17 protein-coding genes are annotated in these 21,116 nt (G+C 67.6%); 11 read left to right on the top strand and 6 right to left on the bottom strand.

Annotated elements, in window-relative coordinates:
- Nucleotides 1–39 precede the first annotated feature (39 nt).
- Nucleotides 40–3,159, bottom strand: a complete 3,120-nt coding sequence (locus OG474_RS12270; RefSeq protein WP_405062379.1) for a glycoside hydrolase family 3 N-terminal domain-containing protein — start codon at nt 3,157–3,159, stop codon at nt 40–42.
- Between the two features lie 338 nt (nt 3,160–3,497).
- Between OG474_RS12270 and OG474_RS12265 the strand changes: the two genes are divergently transcribed.
- Both OG474_RS12265 and OG474_RS12260 read left to right on the top strand, forming a co-directional pair.
- Nucleotides 3,498–6,251, top strand: coding sequence for a DUF4082 domain-containing protein (locus OG474_RS12265; RefSeq protein ID WP_405062378.1), 2,754 nt, complete (start codon nt 3,498–3,500; stop codon nt 6,249–6,251).
- Nucleotides 6,248–7,390: a mandelate racemase/muconate lactonizing enzyme family protein gene (locus tag OG474_RS12260; protein ID WP_405062377.1), complete on the top strand. Its 1,143-nt coding sequence runs from the start codon at nt 6,248–6,250 to the stop codon at nt 7,388–7,390. The genes OG474_RS12265 and OG474_RS12260 overlap by 4 nt, the downstream gene beginning before the upstream one ends.
- Nucleotides 7,391–8,399: 1,009 nt before the next feature.
- Here OG474_RS12260 and OG474_RS12255 read toward each other — a convergent pair.
- From OG474_RS12255 to OG474_RS12245, 3 genes are read right to left on the bottom strand one after another with little or no spacing between them, the layout of a single operon-like run.
- Nucleotides 8,400–9,122 carry a PIG-L deacetylase family protein gene (locus OG474_RS12255; protein WP_405062376.1) on the bottom strand — a complete coding sequence of 241 codons (723 nt, stop codon included), beginning with the start codon at nt 9,120–9,122 and terminating at the stop codon, nt 8,400–8,402.
- A 2-nt stretch (nt 9,123–9,124) separates the two neighbouring features.
- Complete coding sequence (locus tag OG474_RS12250; RefSeq protein ID WP_405062375.1) at nt 9,125–9,916, bottom strand: SDR family NAD(P)-dependent oxidoreductase; 792 nt, start codon at nt 9,914–9,916, stop codon at nt 9,125–9,127.
- 17 nt (nt 9,917–9,933) lie between these two features.
- The gene (locus OG474_RS12245) at nt 9,934–10,518 is read right to left on the bottom strand and encodes a hypothetical protein (protein WP_405062374.1); all 585 of its coding nucleotides are present in this window, start codon (nt 10,516–10,518) and stop codon (nt 9,934–9,936) included.
- Between the two features lie 239 nt (nt 10,519–10,757).
- On the opposite strand from OG474_RS12245, the gene OG474_RS12240 reads away from it, so the two are divergent.
- Entirely contained in the window at nt 10,758–11,720 is a 963-nt protein-coding gene (locus tag OG474_RS12240; RefSeq protein WP_405062373.1) for an LLM class F420-dependent oxidoreductase, read from the top strand.
- 285 nt (nt 11,721–12,005) lie between these two features.
- Here the strand turns inward: OG474_RS12240 and OG474_RS12235 are convergent, their stop codons facing one another.
- Nucleotides 12,006–12,323 carry a hypothetical protein gene (locus tag OG474_RS12235; protein ID WP_405062372.1) on the bottom strand — a complete coding sequence of 106 codons (318 nt, stop codon included), beginning with the start codon at nt 12,321–12,323 and terminating at the stop codon, nt 12,006–12,008.
- A gap of 193 nt (nt 12,324–12,516) precedes the next feature.
- Complete coding sequence (locus OG474_RS12230) at nt 12,517–13,887, bottom strand: lytic transglycosylase domain-containing protein (protein ID WP_405062371.1); 1,371 nt, start codon at nt 13,885–13,887, stop codon at nt 12,517–12,519.
- A 245-nt stretch (nt 13,888–14,132) separates the two neighbouring features.
- On the opposite strand from OG474_RS12230, the gene hemL reads away from it, so the two are divergent.
- From hemL to OG474_RS12190, 8 genes are all read left to right on the top strand, one after another.
- Nucleotides 14,133–15,452 carry a glutamate-1-semialdehyde 2,1-aminomutase gene (hemL, locus tag OG474_RS12225; RefSeq protein WP_405062370.1) on the top strand — a complete coding sequence of 440 codons (1,320 nt, stop codon included), beginning with the start codon at nt 14,133–14,135 and terminating at the stop codon, nt 15,450–15,452.
- A 38-nt stretch (nt 15,453–15,490) separates the two neighbouring features.
- Nucleotides 15,491–16,114, top strand: a complete 624-nt coding sequence (locus OG474_RS12220; RefSeq protein ID WP_391541532.1) for a histidine phosphatase family protein — start codon at nt 15,491–15,493, stop codon at nt 16,112–16,114.
- Nucleotides 16,114–16,686: a TlpA family protein disulfide reductase gene (locus tag OG474_RS12215; RefSeq protein ID WP_405064568.1), complete on the top strand. Its 573-nt coding sequence runs from the start codon at nt 16,114–16,116 to the stop codon at nt 16,684–16,686. The genes OG474_RS12220 and OG474_RS12215 overlap by 1 nt, the downstream gene beginning before the upstream one ends.
- 4 nt (nt 16,687–16,690) lie before the next feature.
- Nucleotides 16,691–17,434 (top strand): cytochrome c biogenesis CcdA family protein, encoded by a 744-nt coding sequence (locus OG474_RS12210; RefSeq protein WP_405062369.1) that lies wholly within the window; start codon nt 16,691–16,693, stop codon nt 17,432–17,434.
- A gap of 1 nt (nt 17,435) precedes the next feature.
- Complete coding sequence (locus OG474_RS12205; RefSeq protein WP_405062368.1) at nt 17,436–19,043, top strand: cytochrome c biogenesis protein ResB; 1,608 nt, start codon at nt 17,436–17,438, stop codon at nt 19,041–19,043.
- A complete protein-coding gene (gene ccsB / locus OG474_RS12200; RefSeq protein WP_405062367.1) occupies nt 19,040–20,020 on the top strand; it encodes a c-type cytochrome biogenesis protein CcsB in 981 nt (326 codons plus the stop codon). The genes OG474_RS12205 and ccsB overlap by 4 nt, the downstream gene beginning before the upstream one ends.
- Before the next feature lies 1 nt (nt 20,021).
- Nucleotides 20,022–20,270 carry a DUF4229 domain-containing protein gene (locus OG474_RS12195; RefSeq protein ID WP_405062366.1) on the top strand — a complete coding sequence of 83 codons (249 nt, stop codon included), beginning with the start codon at nt 20,022–20,024 and terminating at the stop codon, nt 20,268–20,270.
- Between the two features lie 211 nt (nt 20,271–20,481).
- Nucleotides 20,482–21,087, top strand: coding sequence for a TetR-like C-terminal domain-containing protein (locus OG474_RS12190; protein ID WP_405062365.1), 606 nt, complete (start codon nt 20,482–20,484; stop codon nt 21,085–21,087).
- The last annotated feature ends 29 nt before the right edge of the window (nt 21,088–21,116 follow it).

Genomic DNA, 21,116 nt, shown 5'->3' with positions numbered 1-21,116 from the left:
ACCGGAGACACTGCTCTCCGGTCCTTCGGACGTTGTGAACTACTTCGTCTTGTACGCCGCCGTCAGCTTGGTGACTGCGGTGTGGAGCTGGCCGGAGAGGGCCGAGTGCTCGGAGTCCGCGGTCAGCTTCGAGACGGGCTCGGTCAGGTTCTGACCGATCTTGTTCTGGGCGATCCACCGGGCCGCGCCGACCACGGCGTCACCCTCGGCGAAGCCGTCCACCTTCGTGCGCTCCAGGTACTTCGCGGACTGTTCCAGCGCGGCCAGGGCAATGATTGCCTTCGGCCCCGACCAGTCCTTGGTCTGGAGAGCGATCTCCGCCGTGACTGCGGCAGCGAGTGCGTACGCATCATGCTTGCGCAGCAAGGCGTTCCGGGCGTCGGTCAGCTTCTGCCGAGCCGCCGCCTGCGTGGTCAGACCCCACCCGTACGGGTACTGCGGGTCGTACGACGCATCGCCGACGTTGATCGGCTCCTGGGTCTCGCTCTTCGGCCAGCTCACCGGCAGCCGGCCACTGAACGGCTTCTTGCCGAACAGTACGTCGGCCACACCGGCACCCTCGGTTCCCGGCAGCCACGACGCGACCAGCGCGTTGATCTTGCCGAGCTGGTCGGCGACCACCTGCGGACGCCCGGACACAGTCAGTACGACGCACTTCATCGCACCGCAGACCTTGTCCACCGCGGCCTTGTCGGCCGGCGACAACACCTGGTCGTGGCCGTTGCCCACGTCACCGACTCCCTCGGCGTACGGGCGTTCGCCGACCACGACGACACCGACATCGTGACCCTCGAGCGGGGCCGAGGCATCGGCGGAGAAGTCGGCCGTCGGAACGACCTGCTTGATGCCGTCCAGAATCGTCGTACCGGTGGTGGTGGGGCCGGACTTGCCCTGCCAGGTGATGCTCCAGCCACCGAGCTGGTTGCCGAGGTCGTTCGCGTTGCTACCGGCGACGTAGACCTTCGAGGTCGATGCCAGTGGCAACAAGTTGCCCTCGTTCTTCAGCAGTACCTGGGACTTCGCCGCCGCCTCGCGACCGACCGCCCGGTGCGCGGCCGAGCCGACCGTGCTGAGCTGCGAAGGATCGGAGTACGGGTTCTCGAAGAGTCCGAGCTTGAACTTCTCGCCGAGGATCCGGCGTACCGCGTCGTCGACCCGGGCCACCGTCACCCGGCCGGCGCCGATCTCGGCGGTCAGTCCCTGGGTGAACTCGACGTACCGCGACGGCACCATGATCATGTCCAGACCGGCGTTGATCGAGGTCCGGATGTCGCTCACGTAGTCGCCCGGCAGCTGGTCGATCGCTGCCCAGTCGCTGATCACGAAGCCGTCGAAGCCCATCCGCTTCTTCAGCACGCCGTTGATCAGCTCGTCGTTGCCGTGCATCTTCACCGGCGGCGCACCGTCGATCGAGACGCTCGAGAACGACGGCATCACCGTGCCGACACCGAGGTCGACCGCAGTCTGGAACGGTGCCAGGTGGAGCCGCTCCATCTCTTCGCGAGTGACCTGCGTGATGCCCTGGTCGAGCTTGTAGTTGCCGCTCGTCGACGTGCCGTACACCGTCCCACCGTCGCCGGCGTAGTGCTTCGCCGACGCCAGCACGCGGTCCTTGTTCTTCAGTTGGCTGCCGTCAGCCTTGCCCTGCATGCCGGTGATGACGGTCGACATCGTGTCCACCAATGCCGGGTCCTCGCCGTAGCCCTCGTAGGCACGGCCCCAACGGTCGTCGCGGACAACGCACACGCACGGCGCGAAGTCCCACGGGACGCCGGTCGCGCGAACCTCGGTCGCCGTCACCTCACCGGTACGGCGAGCGAGGTCCGGGTCACGGGTCGAGCCCAGCCCGATGTTGTGCGGCAGGATCGTCGCGCCGACCACGTTGTTGTGACCGTGCACGGCGTCGACACCGTAGATCAGCGGGATCTGCAGCCGGGTCGCCTGCGCGCTCAACTGGAAGTTGTCGATCATCGAGGCCCAGGACGCCGGGGTGTTCGGCGTCGGCACCGAGCCGCCACCGGACAGCAACGAACCGAGCGCGTACGTCGCGATGTCGCTGCGGGACTTGAGCGCGTTCCGCTCGGCCTGGGTCATCTGGCCGACCTTCTCGGCCAGCGTCATCCGAGCCAGCAAGTCGTCGACCCGCTTCTTCACCGGGAGCTTCGGGTTCAGGTACGGCAGGTCGTGTGCGTCGATCACGACCACCGGCTTGGTCTGCGGCGGCTTCGCGCCGGTGACCGTGAGCTCCAGTGGAATGGTCTCGGCGACCTCCGCCGTCTTGTCCTTCTTCGTCGCAACCGTGACGTTCTGGGTCGCACCCGACGCCGTACCGACTGGGAACGTGAGCGTGCCGGCGGCCGGGACGAAGTCGTCGGCACCAGCCGTCCCGTTACCGGCGGTGTAGGCGACGGTGACCGGCTCCTCCAGCGGCTCGCCGCCGGTGGTGGTGACGGCGACCCTCACCTGGGCGCTGCCGCCCTCCTTGACCGGATAGACCTCGGCGTTCGTGCTGATGCTCGCCTTGAGGGCCGGATCGGCCTTGCCGTAGGTCTCGACCTGGTCGATCTCGAACTTGCCCGGCGAACCCGCCGGCATCGTGAACGCGTAACCCCACATGTTGGTCAGGTTCAGGATGTGGTCGATACCACCGACCGGTTGGTAGTCGCCGCGGTACACGAAGTCGCTGAACGGGATCTCGACCTGCTGCCAGCCCTGCCAGTCGTCGGTGAAGCTGGTGTTCCACAGCTCCGACGCCTCGGCGTTCGCGCCGCCGTCCTTGATCTCGAAGAAGATCCGCTTCCCGGTCCCGGGCTCGGTCTGCACCGTGTTCTGGCCGTACCACCAGAACCGGATGCCTTTGTACGCCGACCAGTTACCAGGGCTCTGGTCGAAGGTGATGTCGTGGGTGAAACCGCCCCAGCCGCTGATGTCGTACGTGCCGTGCAGGACTGAGCCACCTGCCGGAGCGTCGGCGCGGGCCTGCAGTTCCATCGTGGGCGGGTCGTCGGCGTCACTGCCCCACCCGAAGATGCCGGGGTTCGGTGGTGAGGCGAACGGCTCGGCCCCCTCGAAAGCGGCCAGCGTGAGGGGTGACGGGTCGACGGCGACGGCCGGACCGGCGACAAGCGTGCCGGCCAGCAGCGCGACGGCTGCGACCACCGCCGTTCGGCGTCTGCCTGTGCGTCTACTGGGTGGGCGAGTGATTGGCCACCTGGGCATGGGCGACTCTCCTGAGCTCAGCGCGGGCGCGCGCCCGCGTCGCGCCCGACTCTGGGCGCTCCGGCCGCGCTAATCAAGGGGCAGCCGGTTCCGGAACTAGAGCGCTCTCACGCACCACCTTTCGACGTCGGTGGCTGCACCTTTCGACGTCGGTGTAAAGGCGAGGCGTGTTCGCCGACTTTCCTTGTGCTCGCCAGGCCCTGCTTTTAAGCTCGCATATAGAGATTCATCTTCGATATATCGAAACTTTGGCCAATTCCCCGCCCACGGAGCCTCCGATGCCGAATCTGCCCAGACGTCACTTCCTCAGCCTCGCCGGCGGCGCCGCCCTCGCCACGGGGCTCACCGCCACCACCGCCACCGCTCAGACCACCGCCACCTCCGCGACGGCGACCGCCACCGCGCTCGCCGCGCCACCGGTGACGATTCCCGCCCTGCGGGAGTGGACCGCGGGTTCGGGAGGCCAGTACGCCGTACCTGGTCCGAGTCAGACGTTCCGGGTCATCGTCCGGGGAGCGGATGCCGCCGCGCTGCAACCGGTGGCCGAGGTCCTCAAGACGGACCTGACCAAGGTGCTCGGGCGGTCGGTCCAGAGCGTGGTGCAGGACACTCCGGCGCCGGTTGCGGGCGACATCGTGCTCAGCCTGGCGACAGCCGTCGGCAACGACGAGGGCTATCAGTTGAAGGTCGGCGCGGTGCTGGAGCTGAGTGGGGAACGGGCCGGCGTGTTCCACGGCGCCCAGACCATCATCCAGTGGCTGCGGCAGGCGACGACTCTTCCGGGTGGGGTGGCGCGCGACTATCCGAAGTACCCCGAACGTGGCTTCCTGGTTGCCAACTCGGCCCGCTTCTACACCATGACCTGGTGGAAGGGGCAGATCAACGAACTCGCCTACCTCAAGATGAACATGCTCTGGGTGTACGTCGGGTACGAGGACACCACGCCCTTGTCGCAGCTGAAGGAGATCACGGCGTACGCGAAGAAGTACAACATCGCGGTCGTTCCGCAGGTCAACATGCCCGGGCACATGGAGCGGCTGCTCGCGCCCCGGCCGGACCTCGGGCTGCCGGGGCGTGGCGGTGACCTCGACCTCAGCAAGGACGAGTCCACCAGCTACGCGCGGGGCCTGTTCTCGCCGTACCTGAGCGAGTTCGACACGCCGTACTGGCACCTCGGGTCGGACGAGTACCTGGTGGACTTCCGAGACGATCTGCCGGTGCGGTACGACCTGTTCCCGCAGCTCGGCGCGAAGGCCAAGCAGCGGTTCGGCAACAACGCGCAGCCGGTCGACGTGTTCACGGGATTCATCAACGACATGAACACGACCGTGCGCGCGAGCAACAAGCAGCTACGGATCTGGAACGACGGCCTGCTGACCAGCATCACGGCCGCACCGCTGAACAAGAACGTCATCGTCGAGCACTGGGTCGGCTGGCCGAACCGCAAGCTGCCGAGCCAGTTGCTTGCCGAGGGCTACCAGGTGCACAACTCCAACGGCGACTTCCTGTACTACGACCCCGAGGTCCGTCGGCCGGAGCCGAAGCCGATCTACGACAGCTTCCACCCGGGCAAGTTCTCCGGTGAGACGGTCGGCCCGGACACCGCCGGACTGCGTGGCGCCAAGCTGCATCTGTGGACGCTGCCGGCGAGTGAGGCCGAGGAATTCCAGTCGGACCGGCTGCTGGAGCCGTACCGCGCGCTGTCCCAGGTGCTGTGGGGTTCGCCGAAGCCCTTCGCGACGTACGACGGCGGATTCTCGAACCTGATCGTGACCGTTGGGCGTCCGCCGCTGTTCCCGGTCGGCCGGCATACGGTCTCGCCGCCGGATGGTGCGACGACGGTTTGGCCGCAGCGCAAACCGCAGGTTGTCTTCTACGACGACATCAGGGCGGAGACGGTCGCGCTACGCGAGGGCGGGATCGAGGCGGGGACGCCGGGGCGGACGACGTGGGACGCCGCGACGAAGACCGCTACCTTCACGCCGACCAATCCGTGGCGCTACGGGCAGAAGTGCTCGATGAGCTTCCAGGCCTCGACGGCGAGTGGGCAGTCCGTCACCGGGCAATGGAGCTTCACGGTGGCGAAGGCACCGAGCCTCGCCTATCCGCGGTCGCTCTGGAATGAGGAGGACGGGCCGGCGGTCGAGCGGTACTCCGATGCTCGTGAGACCGAGCTCGGCGTCCGGTTCCGGGTGGATCGGCCGGGCCTGGTGCTGGGCGTGAAGTTCTACAAGGCGCCGGGCGACGGCGCCGTCCACACCGGCAGCCTGTGGTCGCCGTCGGGGCAGAAGCTGGCGACGGCGACCTTCACCGGCGAGAGCACGATGGGTTGGCAGGAGGTGCGGTTCGCGCAGCCGGTCCGGATCGATGCTGGCGGCAACTACACGGCGTCGTACCACTCGCCGACCGGGACGTTCGGGTACAACCACGACTACTTCGACGGTCGCACTCAGAACAACGGGGTCCTGCACACGCCGACCGGGGCAGGCATGTTCGCGTACGGGCCGACGTCGTACCCGAATGAGAGCTACCTGAACACGAACTACTGGGCCGATGTGATCTTCCAACCGGACACCTACACATTGTGGAACGTTGGCGACGCACCCGCGCTCGGCGCGACGGAGCCGACCTCGCTGGAGATGGGCGTGAAGTTCAGCAGCAGCAAGGCCGGCAAGGTGCACGGGGTGCGGTTCTTCAAGGGGACGCACAACACCGGGACGCACACCGGGTCGTTGTGGACGGAGGGCGGGCAGAAGCTGGCCAGCGCCACGTTCGCCGGCGAGTCGGGATTCGGGTGGCAGGAGGTGCGGTTCGCGCAACCGGTCACGATCGCGGCTGGAACGTCGTACGTGATCTCCTACGGCTCGGCCGGTGGCTTCAGCGCGACGGAGAACGGGCTGGCAACGGCTCGGGCGAACGGTTCGCTGATCACCAGCGGTCCGGGGATCTACGCGCTGCAGTCGGGGCAGTTCCCGACACTCTCCTTCCAGAACCGGAACTACTTCGCCGATGTGGTGTTCTCTGAAGGATGACGACTCTGACTGACGCGCGGATCACCGACGTCGAGGTGATCGTGCTGGACAACGGGATCGAGTACGGGACCCGGCTCGGCGACGACGAGCGGGCCGGGCCCCGGCACACCTGTCTGATCCGGGTGGCGACCGATGCCGGGGTCGAGGGGTACGGCGACGTCGACTCGCATCCGTGGGTGGTGAAGTCGATCGTGGAGGCGGTCTCGCACATTCCGGCGTTCTGCGCGGGACTGCGTGAGGCCGCCATCGGCCGGTATGTGTGGGACCGGAAGGCCTTGTGGGACAGGCTTTACCAGCACTCCTGGTACCACGGCCGGCGCGGTCCTGCGCTGCACGCTCTGAGCGGGATCGACTTGGCCGTGTGGGACATCTGCGGTCGGCTCTCCGGGCAGTCGGTGGCCTCGTTGCTCGGTGGTGCGCGGCGGGATCGGGTGCTGGCTTATGCGAGCACGCTGTTTCGCGAGACGCCGGACGAGATGCGCGCGGCGACGCGGTCCTACCTGGACCGGGGATTCCGTGCGATCAAGTTCGGTTGGGGGCCATGGGGTTCGGAGGGTTCGCGCTCGCTGCTCGCTGCTGCCCGCGCGGAGGCGGGCCCCGACGTACGGCTGATGGTCGACGGCTACCTTCCGGGCGACTTCGACGCCGTACGGCGATTTGTCAGCAGCCTGGAGGATTTGAACCCGTACTGGGTCGAGGAGCCGTTCCCTGCTGATCGACCACAGGACCTCGCTCGACTGGGTCGGGAGACCGGCCTCACGATCGCGTCCGGTGAGCAGTTGGGAGGCGACGAGTTCAACGAGCTACTGGCTGCGCCCGGCGTCAGCGTCATCCAGCCGGACCTCTCCCGCTGCGGCGGCTTCACCACCCTCCAGACCCTCGCCGAGTCGGTCGCCCGCGAGGGCCGTCGCATCGTCCCGCACGCCTGGACCTCCCCGCTACTCACCGCCGGTACCGTCCAAGCCGCCGCCTGGCTCCCCGACCCCGTCATGGTCGAGTACAACGTCTCCTCAGCCCCCATCAGCCGAGACCTAGCCCCACCCCTGGCCCTGGTCGACGGCCACATCCAAGTCCCCACCACCCCCGGCATCGGCGTAGCCATCAACCCCGCCGTCATCGCCAAATACCGCATCGCCTAACCCCACCCAGCTAACGTCCGAACGCTCGCAGTACGTCGTCTGCGTATCTTTCGGACGTTAGCCGCGGCAACTGCTGGTTTGCCCGGTCTGCGGGGATCTACTGCCGCTGAGAGACAGCAGATCCCCGCAAACCCGCGCGGGGCTCGGGTCTGCTCGTCTTTGTGGAGTCTCGTGGTCGCTGGGTGCCTATTTGGTTCCACAAAGGCGGTTTCGCCCGCCTGCGGCGGCCACTGGAGCGCCCTGTACGGCGGGTCTGTGGCTGAGGGGGATGGTGCGGTCGGCGATCGAAGCCACCTTGCCGATGGTTGACGGGCTATGGCTGAGCTACGTGAAGGGGTCGCGTTGACGGTGAGCGTTGTCGGGTGTTGGTGTTACTGCAGGCCAGCGACAAGCCACCCGTGACGGTCAGCTTCTAGGCGTCCTCGCTACCGGCCGCAACCACAGCCCGTCAGCCACAGGAACGGGGAACCGTGGTCACGGACCTCGCCATCCGGCCCAGCCACAGACCGCCCAAGCCACCCGCTTCAGTAGATCCGGCCGCAGCGGCGACCAGCCCCTGCGTACGCCGCCGGCCGAATCCGAGCGGCCGGACGGGACGAGCACCTTCAGGACGGCGGGGTTCCTGACCAGCCGAAACCCTCAACCACGCGCCGGCCTCACCAGCCGCATCCGAGCGGCCGGACGGGGACGAGCACCTTCGGGGAGGTGGGGTTCCTGGCCAGCCGAAGCCTCCAGCCACAGCGACCGAACACCTCTCGCGACATCTCTCCCCAAACCGGTTCGGGGAGAGGTTCGCCCTCCCGGAGAGCGAACCGGGGAGCATTCACCCCCCGAATCGGTCTCAAATCCTCCCCGAACCGGTTTAGGGAGACGCCGCCTGCCAATGCGCAACAGGCTCTGGGCGACAGTAGGACCCGCAAACCGGCATCCGCGAGGCGACTCGCCCGCTGGACGAGCTACAACCCCTTAACTCGCTGGCCTGGGGTGAACCCATCAAACGAGGGTGGGGTCAGAGTTGGGGCGGGAGGTCGGAGGGCCAGGGGATTCGGCGTTCGGTGAGGCAGGGGCGGAAGGACTCGGCGTGGTCGACGAGGAGGCGTTGGGCGGTGACTTGGTCGTACGCCGTGAGCTGGTCGGCGTAGTCGGTGCCGCCGCTGAGTTCGCGCATCACGTCCATCTGGCTGCGGTGCAGCCGGATCAACTCCGCCTTGCGGGCCGCGTATTCGGGGCTAAAGGCAACGAAGTGGGTGGCCTCGAAACCGTGGCCGGGGCCGGGATCGACGTACCAGATCCTTGGGGCGTGGGGGAGGACGCCGGGGCTGGGGGCGAAGGAGGACAGCGGTGCGAGCAGGGCGCTGTCGGTGACGAGTTTGGCGGTCAGGACGTGGTCGGGGTTGTAGTCGGTCGTCCAATGGGTGAAGACGACCTCGGCCGCGAGCCTTCGGAGAGTGCGGATCAGCTCGGCGCGCAGTTCGGCGTCCTCGAAGACGAAGCCGTCCTCGCGGGCGAGGCTGACGTACTCGGCGTCGAAGTACGACGCGACCGCCTGCATCTCGAGGGTCCGGATCTCGGCGGCGCGTTGCTGCTCCTCCGGCGGGTGATACGGCAGTCCTTTGTCGCCGGTGGTGATCGTCACGAAGGCGAACTCGTGCCCGGCGTCGCGCAATCGCAACAACGTGCCCAGGCAGCGCATCTCGTCGTCGGGGTGGGCGAAAACGCAGACATACTTCATGATCAGAGCCCTCGGAGCCGGGCGAGCGAAGTGGACAGTGCGCCGTCGACGGTCAGGAACGATCCGGAGATGTAACCGGCCGCCTCGGAAGCCAGGAAGCCGACCGCGGCCGCGATCTCCTCCGGTCGACCGTGCCGCCCGAACGGCAGTAGGCGACCCGCCGCGGCGAGCTGCTCGGCACCGTGGAACACCTCTTCGCCAGGGGTCGCGATCCACCCCGGTACGACGGCGTTCACCCGGATTCCGCGGTCCGCCCATTCGTGGGCGAGGGTGCGCACGACCTGACCGAGGGCGCCGTGCGCTGCGTTGTAGCCAAGGCAGTTCGCGAAGGGCTGTGTCTCGTGCAACGACCCGATCGCGACGTACGACGCTCCGGCGGCGGGTGTCAGCGCACGGAAGAACTCGAATGCTCCGACCGGGCCAACCATCAGACTCCGCACCAACGATTCGCGGCTCAGTTCGACCGCGGGCGTGTGCTCCTCGTAGGCCACGGCGTACACCGCACACCCCACCGGCCCCAGCTCCGCGGCCCGCTCTCCCACGAGTCGCCCGAACCCCGCATCACCAGCATCCGCCGCCAGCGCCACCGCCCGCCGGGCTCCCGGACCTGGTGCGGTGCTGGGAGGGGCGCCCGCGCCAGCCCGATCCCGCTCCGTCGCGGCGACTTCCTGTGCGGTGCGTTCGGCCGCTTCGAGATCGCGGTCTACGCAGAGGACGGTGTCGTACTGGTCGGCCAGCAGGCGGGCACACGCTCCGCCGATCCCGCCTCCGGCGCCCACCACCACGGCCAGCATGCTGCCTCCATGTTTCGCTATTGCGAAGAAGTCTCCGGAATCTCGGAGCCTTGAGGATATCCGTCGATCGGCTCAGGATGCATGTGCGGACGATCGCCACCAGCCAGCCGGAACCGCACCAGCTGAGCCGCCGGGACCACCAGCTCATCGAGCTCCAGCGTTCGCCGTTCCGCGACCCACTCGATCAGCTTCGTGGGTTCGGGAATGTCGCCGGTGAAGTGCAGCAGGTTCGAATACCAGATGTCCCGCCGCCCGTGCGGCCGCTCGTACCACCCGTCCGGACCGAGCTCCTCGTTCAGCCGATCCATGAACTCGTCAGCCGCCGAATCGACAGCCTCCGCCGACGCCATCACCGAACCAGCCGTCAGCGTCAGCCCGGTGACCCGCATCCGGAACGGTCCTGATCCGGCGCGCTGCATCGCGCTCAAATACCGAGGTACGGCGGGGTCGTCGGGCGGGACCTCGGCGCGGTACCCCTCGAGCGCCCGGACGGTGAAATGAGCAGAACCGAGTTGCCCGGTCTGCCAGTGCCCAGGCCCCGCCAGTTCGGCGGCTTCTGCGGTCAGATCGTCCAGGAACGCCGTACCGGCCGGGATCATCACCGACAGCGGCCAGCGGCCACCCTCGGCGGGTGGTTCGTCGCGGGAGTGTTCGCCGGCGGCGATCAGCGGCGCGGACTGGTCGAAGAGCTCGTCGAACTTGGTGATGGTTCCTCCTCGGAAAGCTGGGGCCGGTGATACGACGCCGGAAGTGATTCAGAAGTTCTGGTGCTCCGATTGAGAACGAATTCGAAGGCTACGTTCATGGACCGGAGGCCCATTGCGTGGAAAGGATGGAGATCATGACTACACGCTTTGGTTTGTTCGTGCCGCAGGGCTGGAAAATGGATCTGGCGCAGATCGCCGATCCGGTGGAGCAGTGGGAAGCGATGACCGCGGTGGCGAAGCGGGCCGACGAGCAGTCCTGGGACTCGATCTGGCTGTTCGACCACTTCCACACGGTGCCGGAGCCGAGTGACAACACCACCTTCGAATGCTGGACGGCGACCGCCGCGCTCGCCCGCGACACCCAGCGGGTGAACATCGGCCAGATGGTCGGCTGCAACGGCTACCGCAACCCGGCGCTGTACGCGAAGATCGCGTCCACCGTCGACGTCGCCAGCCACGGCCGCCTGTACGCCGGGATCGGCGCCGGCTGGTACGAGCACGAATGGAAGGCCTACGGGTACGAATGGCCCGACGTGAAGCCGCGGATGGCGGCCTTCCGCGAAGCCACCGAGATCATCCACCGGATGTGGACCGAGGACCGTCCGGTCGTCAAGGGCAAGTACCACTCGATCGACGGCCCGATCAACCTCCCCAAGGGCGCCGGCAACAAGAAGCCCAGCCTCTGGATCGGCGGCGGCGGCCCCCAGGTCACCCTCAAGCTCGTCGCCCAGTACGGCGACGCCGCCAACATCGGTGGCGGCAACCCCGAGGTGATCCGCGAGAAGGTCGCCGTCCTGAAGGAGCACTGCGACAAGCTCGGCCGCGACTACGACACCATCATCAAGTCGACCGGCATCAACGTCTTCCCCATCGACAAGGGCGACGACCCCAAACTCGCCACCGACAAGGCCCGCGGCCCGATCAACTGGGACCGCTTCTCCGCCGAGAACAAGATCGAGACCGAGGACGAGATCGCCCTCCGCGTCGAAGCCGCCCTCGAAGCCGGCGCCGACTACGTCATCTTCTACATCCCCGGCGTCGCCTACGACCTCAACCTGGTAGCTCGAGTCGAGCAGGTAGCCAAGCGCTTCCAGTAACCCTCGCGGCCGACTACGCCCGCTCCTTCGTCGCGTGCTACGCACCGCTCGCTGACCTGCTCGCTACCGCTCGCGCCAACCACAGGCCGCGAGCGGTGCAGCAAGTGCAGCTGCCTCGCCGCCGTTGCGCAGCGAGCCGAGGAGAGAACGCGGTAGGCGCGACGAATCGCGGACCGCCCCCACTGTCCAATTGCACTTTCCCGCCGACGCCCACGCTCAGACCCGCATAGCAAACATGGTCTGAGGGGAGTTAGTGAGTGGCGGCGGTCCGCCCGCGACCATCTGTCACCCGTTGCTGTGGACCTCAGCCGGATTGCGCGGGGTCAACTCGGCCCGACGGACGGTGCGGCAGTCGTCGTTGAAGACGATCTCGGCGTCCAGATGTTCTCCGTCGAGGACGCGCTGAAGCCAGTAGCGTGCGTCGTCCCACATCAGTTCGAAAGGCAGGGCCTGGGCGGAGTGCCACTCGGGGGCGATTTCGTCCGACTCCGTCGGCTGTCCTTCCCATGAGTCGCCGATGAAGACGGTGACGTGCTGGTCCCAGTTCGGACGGACTGGAAAGCGGAAGGTGACGGTGGCCCGCGGACCGCCACCACTGTCCAACTACGTTCCTCCGCTGGAGTTCACGCTCAGGCTGACATCGCCGACGTCGTCTGAGGGGAGTTGGTGAGTGGTGGCGGTCCGCAGGGGTTATGCAGAAAGGGCGACGCCGCGGAGCTGGGGGGGAGTAGCTCCGCGGCGTCGCCAGGCGCGCCTAGGGAGGGGTGGGGGCAGGCGCGCCGTATGGGGGTGGGGGTCAGCTGCCGAGGATTCCGGTGCCGAGGACCCCTAGGAGGCCGAGCAGGGACAGCAGGTTGCGGATGACCTGGTCGACGGCTTTGGCGCCGCCGGTCTGGTAGGCCGTTACGCACTTCTGCAGTTGGGCCTGCGTCGGTTTGGTGATGGTGACCTTGTTCATCTCCGACTGGCAGTACGTCGTTGCCTTCGACAGCTCGTTGAGCGTGCTGCCGACCGTGCCGACGATCAGGCCGACGGCGGTCTGCAGCGTGGCCACGCCGGGTGGCGGTGGCTTCGGCGAGGTTGTCGGGGGCTTGGGCGACGGCGTACCGGGCGGCTTGGTGCTAGGCGGCTTGCTGGTGGTGGGCTTGCTGGTCGGCGGCTTCGTCGTGGCGGGCGGGGTCTTGGTCGGGTTGGTGCCCGGCTTGCCCGGCTGCTCGACGGGGACGGTGGTCGGGGGGACCACCGGGTAGGTCTCCTGGTCGTTCGCCTGCGGCAGGTTGTTGTCCGCCGGGGCGTCGACGTTGGGGTCGCCGACCTGGTCACCGGCCCGGTCGACACCCTGGTCGCCGTCCTCGGTGCCGTTGCCGACCGCGATCCAGCTGCCGGTCGCGTACGCCTTGGCGATGTTCATCACCAGGTTGGCGTAGTCGGTCGAGTGGTTGTAGCGCAGCAGGGCCTTGGTCAGGTCACCGGACTTCGCCATGTCGGTCTTGCCGGAGCACAGGTACACCCCGGTCGACATCGCGGCGTCGTCGATGTCCTGCGGGTTCCGCACGCCGTCGCCGTCACCGTCCACTCCCATCGCACGCCAGGTGCCCGGGATGAACTGCATCGGCCCGACCGCCCGGTCGAAGGCGGTGTCGCCGTCGAACGCACCCGCGTCGGTGTCGTTGATCTTGGCCGTCTTCGTACCGTCCAGCCGGGGCCCGAAGATCCCTGGTACGGCGACGCCCTTGGTGTTCAGCATGCTGCCGCCGAAGCGGCCGTGGTTCGACTCCACTCGGCCGATCGCGGCCACCAGCGTCCACGGCAGGTGACAGGACGGATCGGCCTGTCCCACCAGCTGCTGCGTCCGTGAATATGCCTTCAGTGCCGCCTTCGGAATGCCGTTGCGGGACAAGCCGGACACCACCTGGTTGGCTGGCTCACCCGGATCGACACCATGACCCACCACTCCCGGCACCGGCACGTTGGCCGGACCCGCGATCGGTGTGTTCGGTACGACGACCGAGTCCTTACCTGACAGTCCTTGCTCCAGCGACGCCGTGGCGACCGCCGGATCGTCGGTCGCGCTGACGGTGAACGCGCTCGCGAACAACGCCAGTGGAATGAGCGGCGCCACTGAACGCCATCCGTTTCCGGTGGCGCGGCGCTTGCCCTTCGCCATCGATGATCCCCTCCGTGACTCATCGATCCGTCCAGCCCCACGCTGCGAACAGATCATTCGTCGGTGCCGGTAAACCGTCGCATCAGGTACAACGTCCGCCCCGCTGCGTGGGTTACGCGCCGGACCTCGCCCATGTACGTGCAGTCACCGGGTACCCATACTGGCCCGTAACAACGCACCTGTGAAGTCCCTGGGAGCGGCAATCCTGCCGCCCGCCCACCGGGTCGACTGGTCTGTAGAGAAGAATGGCCGCCGTGCCCGACCACACAGAACAGTCCGCCGCGCTCTTCCAGAGGGCTTCCGCCGTTACTCCTGGTGGAGTCAATTCTCCCGTCCGGGCGTTCCGCGCCGTCGGCGGCGTGCCGCGCTTCATGACACACGGTGACGGAAGTCACATCGTGGATGTCGACGGCAACCGCTACCTCGACCTGGTCTGCTCCTGGGGCCCGATGCTGCTCGGCCACGCGCACCCCGAGGTGACGGCCGCCGTCCAGGCTGCGGTCGCCCGCGGGACGTCGTACGGGACCCCGACCGAGCCGGAGGTGCTGCTCGGCGAGGAGATCGTCGCGCGGACGCCGGTGGACAAGGTCCGGCTGGTCTCGTCCGGGACCGAGGCGACGATGTCCGCGCTCCGGCTGGCCCGCGGATTCACCGGTCGCGCGAAGATCGTGAAGTTCGCCGGCTGCTACCACGGTCACGTCGACGCGCTGCTGGCCCAGGCCGGCTCCGGCGTGATCACGCTCGGGATCCCCGGTACGCCGGGTGTCACCGAAGCGACCACCGCCGACACGATCGTCCTCCCGTACAACGACCAGGCCGCCGTCACCGCCGCCTTCGCCGAGTACGGCGACCAGATCGCGGCAGTGATCACCGAGGCCTCGCCCGGGAACATGGGTGTGGTCCCGCCGCGGGACAACTTCAACGCGTTCCTCGCCAGGACCTGCACGGACAACGGCGCGCTGTTCATCTCCGACGAGGTGATGACCGGATTCCGGATCACGAAGTCCGGTTGGTACGGCGTCGACGGCGTACGGCCCGATCTGATGACGTTCGGCAAGGTGATGGGCGGCGGCTTCCCGGCCGCGGCGTTCGGCGGCCGCGCCGACGTGATGGCGCACCTGGCCCCGGAAGGCTCGGTCTACCAGGCCGGAACGCTGTCGGGGAACCCGATCGCGACCACCGCCGGCCTGACCACGTTGCGGCTGGCAACCGACGAGGTCTACGCCAAGCTCGATCGCACCTCGCTCGCCATCCAGGGGCTGGTTTCGGCCGCGCTGGACAAGGAAGGTGTGCCGCACGTCATCCAGTCGGCCGGGAACCTCTTCAGTGTCTTCTTCGTGGAGTCTGAGGAGAATGCCGACATCTTGAACTTCGGTGACGCCGGTGCGCAGGTGCTGCCGAGGTTCGCGGCTTTCTTCCATGCCATGCTGGACGGCGGTGTGTACCTGCCGCCGAGCGCGTTCGAGGCGTGGTTCGTGAGCAGTGCCATCGACGACGACGGTCTCGCCGAACTTGAGTCCGCCCTCGCACCGGCAGCCGCCGCAGCGGCCGCCGTACAGAGTTGAAGGGAACGGCAGTGACCGAAACGACGGTCGTGCACCTGATGCGTCACGGCGAGGTGCACAACCCGACCGGCGTGCTCTACGGCCGGATCCCCGACTTCCACCTGTCCGAGCTCGGCCGCGCGATGGCCGACCGGGTGGCAGAGCACGTCAAGAACCGCGACATCGTGCACCTGGTCAGCTCGCCGATGGAGCGGGCCCAGGAGACGATGGAGCCGATCGCGTCGGCGTTCGGGATCACCCCGGAGATCGACGAGCGGGTGATCGAGGCGGCGAACCTGTTCGAGGGCAAGAAGTTCGGCGTCGGCGACGGCGCCCTGAAGAACCCGAGCGCCTGGTGGTTGCTGCGTAACCCGGTGAAGCCGTCCTGGGGCGAGCCGTACCAGCAGATCGTCCGCCGGATGCGGGACGCGATCGAGACCGCCCGGCAGAAGGCCGCCGGGCACGAGGCGCTGATCGTGTCGCACCAGCTGCCGATCTGGATCGTCCGGTCCGCGATCGAGGGCCGTCGCCTGTGGCACGACCCGCGCAAGCGGCAGTGCAGCCTGGCCAGCCTGACCTCGTTCACCTTCCACGGTGAGTCGATCGTCTCGGTCGGCTACTCCGAGCCGGCCAAGGACCTGCTGCCGGTCAAGAACCCCAAGAAGTTCGTCGGCGGCGCGTGATGCTCCGCCACAAGCTCCGTACGGCGGCGGTGCTGGCCGGTGTGCTCGCGATCGCCGGCTGCACCACCGGCCAGCAGTCGGCGCAGAACCGTCAGGGCCAGTCCGGCTTCGTCAGCGGAACCGGCAACGTGTCGGTGTTCGCCAAGGCCGACCGCAAACCGGCCCCGGTGCTGACCGGTGACACCCTCGACGGCAAGAAGTGGACGCTGTCCGACCATCTCGGCAAAGTCGTCGTACTGAATGTCTGGGGTTCGTGGTGCCCGCCGTGCCGCCAGGAGGCCCCCGACTTCGTGAAGGCCTCGGAAGAGCTCGGTACGTCGGTCCAGTTCATCGGACTGAACACGCGCGACCTCGACCCGGCTCCGGCGAAGCGGTTCCAGCAGGAGTTCAAGGTTCCGTACCCGAGCGTCTACGACCCGTCCGGCAAGGCCCTGCTGCGGTTCCGCGGCCAGATCTCGCCGAAGGCGATCCCGACCACGCTCGTGATCGACAAGGACGGCAAGATCGCGGCTCGCGCGGTCGCGCCGATCACCAAGGACACGTTGCTCGGCATGGTCAAGGACGCTGGTTGAGCTGATGGGTCAGTGGTTCGCCGAGTCGATGACGGGCTCGATGCTGGTGGCACTGCCGATCGCGGTGCTGGCCGGTGCGATCTCGTTCTTCTCGCCCTGCGTCGTGCCACTGTTGCCCGGCTACCTGTCCTATGTGACCGGGTTGTCCGCGGCCGAGCTGGGCTCGAAGCAGCGCGGCCGGATGCTCGCCGGTACGGCGTTGTTCGTGGCCGGCTTCTCGGCCGTGTTCATCCTGACCGGGGTGGTGTTCGGCAAGGCCGGTGACCTGCTGCTCGATCACCAGGGTGTGATCACCAAGGTGCTCGGCGCAGTGACGGTCGTGCTCGGCCTGGTCTTTCTCGGTGGCTTCGGCTTCCTGCAGAAGGATGTCCGGGTGCACCGGGTGCCGGCCGTCGGGATCGCGGCCGCACCGTTGCTCGGCGTGCTGTTCGGCTTCGGCTGGACGCCGTGTATCGGTCCGACGCTCGGGACCGTGATGACGCTCGCGACGACCGAGGGCAGTACCGGGCGTGGCGCCTTGCTGGCGCTGGTGTTCAGCCTCGGGCTGGGGATTCCGTTCATCGTGGCCGCGCTGGCCTTCCGGCGGATGCTCGCCGCGGTCGCGTGGGTGCGCAAACACCAGGTGCTGGTGATCAGGATCGGCGGCGTACTGATGATCGCCGTCGGTCTGCTGTTGCTGACAGGAGTGTGGGATGCGATGACCGCGGACCTGCGGCAGTGGGTCGCCAACTTCGGGTCGGCGGTGTGAGATGACCGAGGTCGAGGACCGCATCGCGGCCGGCTCCAGCCCGGACGGGCGGCCGGACCTGCCGGCGCTGGGGGTGAAGGGCTGGCTGCGCTGGACGTGGCGGCAGCTCACCTCGATGAAGACCGCGCTGGTGCTGCTCTTCCTGCTCGCGCTCGGCGCCGTACCGGGATCGCTGATCCCGCAGACGGGGATCGACCCGATCAAGGTCGCCGACTACCTCGAGCTGCACCCGAAGCTCGGCCCGTTCTACGACAAGCTCGGCCTCTTCGACGTCTACAAGTCGGCCTGGTTCTCGGCGATCTACCTGCTGCTGTTCATCTCGCTGATCGGCTGCGTCGTCCCTCGCCTCAACGTGTATCTGCGGGGCGTCCGGGCCCGCCCGCCGAAGCCGCCGCGCAACCTGAACCGGCTGGCCGGCTACGAGAGCTTCACCGTCGACTCGGCCGACGGCTTCCTGGATGCCGCGACGCGTGAGCTGCGCAAGCGCCGCTTCCGGATCGAGTCGTACGACGGTGCGGTCGCGGCCGAGCGTGGTTATCTCCGGGAGGCCGGCAACCTGCTGTTCCACTTCTCGCTGATCGTCGCGCTGATCGGCGTCGCCTGGGGTTCGCTGTTCGGCTACCGCGGCACCGTGTTGGTTGTCGTGGGCAACAGCTTCGCCAACTCACTGGCCCAGTACGACGACTTCTCGCCGGGCCGCTCGTTCAACTCCGAGGACGACCTGCCGCCGTTCTCGCTGAAGGTGAACGACTTCTCGGTCAAGTTCCAGCAGGACGGCCCGCAGAAGGGCGCCGCGCGTGAGTTCAACGCGGGGCTCACCTACCAGGAGACGCCGGACGGGCCGGAGAAGTCCTACGACCTGCGGGTCAACCACCCGCTGAAGCTCGACGGCAGCAGTGTCTATCTGCTCGGCCACGGGTACGCGCCGAAGGTGACGGTCAAGGACGGCACCGGACAGGTCGCGTTCTCCGGGCCGGCGCCGTTCCTGCCGCAGGACGGCAACTTCTCGTCGTTCGGCGTGATCAAGGCTCCGGACGCGCGGCCGGTGACGCTGGGCTTCGAAGGGTTCTTCCTGCCGACCGCGGTGATCGACGACCTCGGCCCGCGGTCGATCTTCCCCGACGACCTGAACCCGGCGCTGGTGATGACGGCCTTCTACGGCAGGCCGCAGGCGGAGACCGGGAAGCCGGAGTCGGTGTACCAGCTGGACAAGTCGAAGCTGACCCAGTTCGAGGGCGACAAGGGCGACAAGTTGCGTTTCCAGCTCGCGCCCGGCGACAGCATCACCCTGCCGAACAAGGCCGGCTCGATCACCTTCGACGGCTACACCCGCTGGGTGAAGCTGCAGGTCAGTCACACCCCCGGCCTGTACGTCGCGCTCGGGGGACTCGCACTGGCCATCCTGGGCCTGATGGGCTCGCTGTTCGTCCACCCGCGGCGTACCTGGGTACGGATCCGCACTGTGGACGGGCGTACCGTGGTCGAGGTTGCCGGACTGGACCGAGGCCCCGAGCGCGGCCTCGGCGACGAACTGCAGGCCATCACCAACGCTTTGAAACCGGCCAACGCTTTGAAACCGGATCGACCCGACCCGCAGGAGAAAACATGAGTCCGGAGAGCTACGCGCAAGTCTCCAACCTGCTGATCCCGACGGCCACCGTCATCTATGTGATCGCGATGGCTTCGCACGCGATGGAGTGGGCGATGGGGCGCGCGGTCGTGAAGACGGCCGTCAAGGAAGAGGTGCTGGTCACCTCCGACGGTCAGCCCGCCTCCGGCGGTGCGTCGGTCGATGAGCCGGTGGAAACCGCTGATCGATCGGCTCGGATGGACGCCGCGAGCCGGGTCGGGCTGCTGCTCACCTGGCTGGGCTTCATCCTGCACCTCGCCGGTGTGGTGACCCGCGGACTGGCCGCCGGCCGGGTGCCGTGGGGCAACATGTACGAGTTCTCCATCACGGCGTCCCTCGCCGTAGCGGTGGTCTACCTGGCGTTCGTGCACCGGTACCGGCTGCAGTGGCTGGGACTCGGGGTCACGCTGGTGATCGCCGCCGTACTGGGGCTCGCGACGCTCGCGCTCTACACGCCGGCCGGTCCGCTGGTCCCGGCACTGCACTCGTACTGGCTGGTCATCCACGTCTCCGCGGCCGCGATCTCCGGTGGTGCGTTCACCATCGGCGGCCTGGTCTCGATCCTCTACCTGATCAAGGCCCGGGCCGAGCGCAAGGTGCTGGCGGGCGGCACGATGTCCACCGGCCTGCGCCGGCTCCCGAGCGCCGAGGCGATGGACGGTACGGCGTACAAGGTGCTCGCGTTCGCCTTCCCGCTGTGGACCTTCGGGGTGCTCGTGGCCGGGCCGATCTGGGCGTACTACGCCTGGGGCCGCGCCTGGGGCTGGGACCCCAAGGAGGTCTGGTCCCTGGTGACCTGGGTCGTGTACGCCGCCTACCTGCACGCGCGGGCCACTGCCGGCTGGCGGGGTCGCCGGGCCGCCACGATCGCGATCATCGGCTGGTTCGTCTTCATCTTCAACTTCGTCGGCGTGAACCTCCTGGTCTCCGGCATGCACTCGTACGCCGGGGTCTGAGATGAAGGAATTCGCCATCTACACCGGTCTGCGGGCCGGGCTGTTCGCCATCTGCTTCGCGGTGCTCTACTTCCCGCTGCGGAACCAGCTGAGTGTGTTCCCGCTGCTCCTGGTGGCGCTGATCGTCTCGTCGATCCTGTCGATCTTCGTCCTGCGCGCCGCACGGGACCGGCTGGCCGGGAAGATCGACCACCGGGCCGGCAAGATGTCGCGCCGGATCGAGCAGGCCCGCACCGCCGAGGACGACTGACCTTTATCGCGGCCAACAGCCCCGCTCCGACCACCCGGTCGGGGCGGGGTTTTTCGTCGTACCAGCTGACCAACTGGTACGGAGAGTGATCTAGCTCACCTGAGAATTCTTCGCGAAATCCTTTGTGCATCCATTCACATGAGGCGTAACTTAGGTGATGAAACGAAACCGTTTCGTTCCATCTGCAACCAAACGCTTACTCAGGGTGATCATGATCGATGCAGTCGGGTCCCGGCAGCGGCCGCGGGTCGAGGGTGGCCGCGAGGAGGAGATCCTCGAGGCGACCGTGGCGGTGGTGGCCGAGCTCGGCTACGACCGGCTGACCATGGACGCGGTGGCGACGGCGGCGAAGGCCAGCAAGGCGACGCTGTACCGGCGCTGGTCGACGAAGGCCGACCTGGTCGTCGACGCGATCAGCCGGGCCAAGGGCTGCCCGATGCCGGAGGATGTCGACACCGGCAACCTGCGGGGTGACCTGATCGCCATGTCGTGCGGCGACGGCGGGTTCACCGACGAGCTGCCGATGTCGGTGATCGCCGGGCTGGTGACGGCGCTGCACCGCGACCCGGACCTGCAGAAGGCGTTCCGGGAGCGCTTCCTGGCACCGCGCCAGGGCATCACCGCCGGGGTGTACCACCGAGCGGTCGCCCGGGGCGAGATCGGGCCGGGGGTCGACATCGAGATGCTCTCGATGACGCTGCCGGCCGTGATCGTGCACCAGGCCTACATCCTCGGTGAGCAACCGACCGAGGAACTGATCCTCCGAGTGATCGACAACATCATCCTGCCTGCGGCGCGGGGGTCACAGGCAAGCTGACCGGCGAGGGGCTGGTCGGCGCATCCGCG

This window comes from Kribbella sp. NBC_01505 (assembly GCF_045040285.1).
Taxonomy (GTDB): Bacteria; Actinomycetota; Actinomycetes; order Propionibacteriales; family Kribbellaceae; genus Kribbella.
Note: the sequence above shows the minus strand (reverse complement) of the source record. Positions and strands in the feature narration are given on the sequence as shown.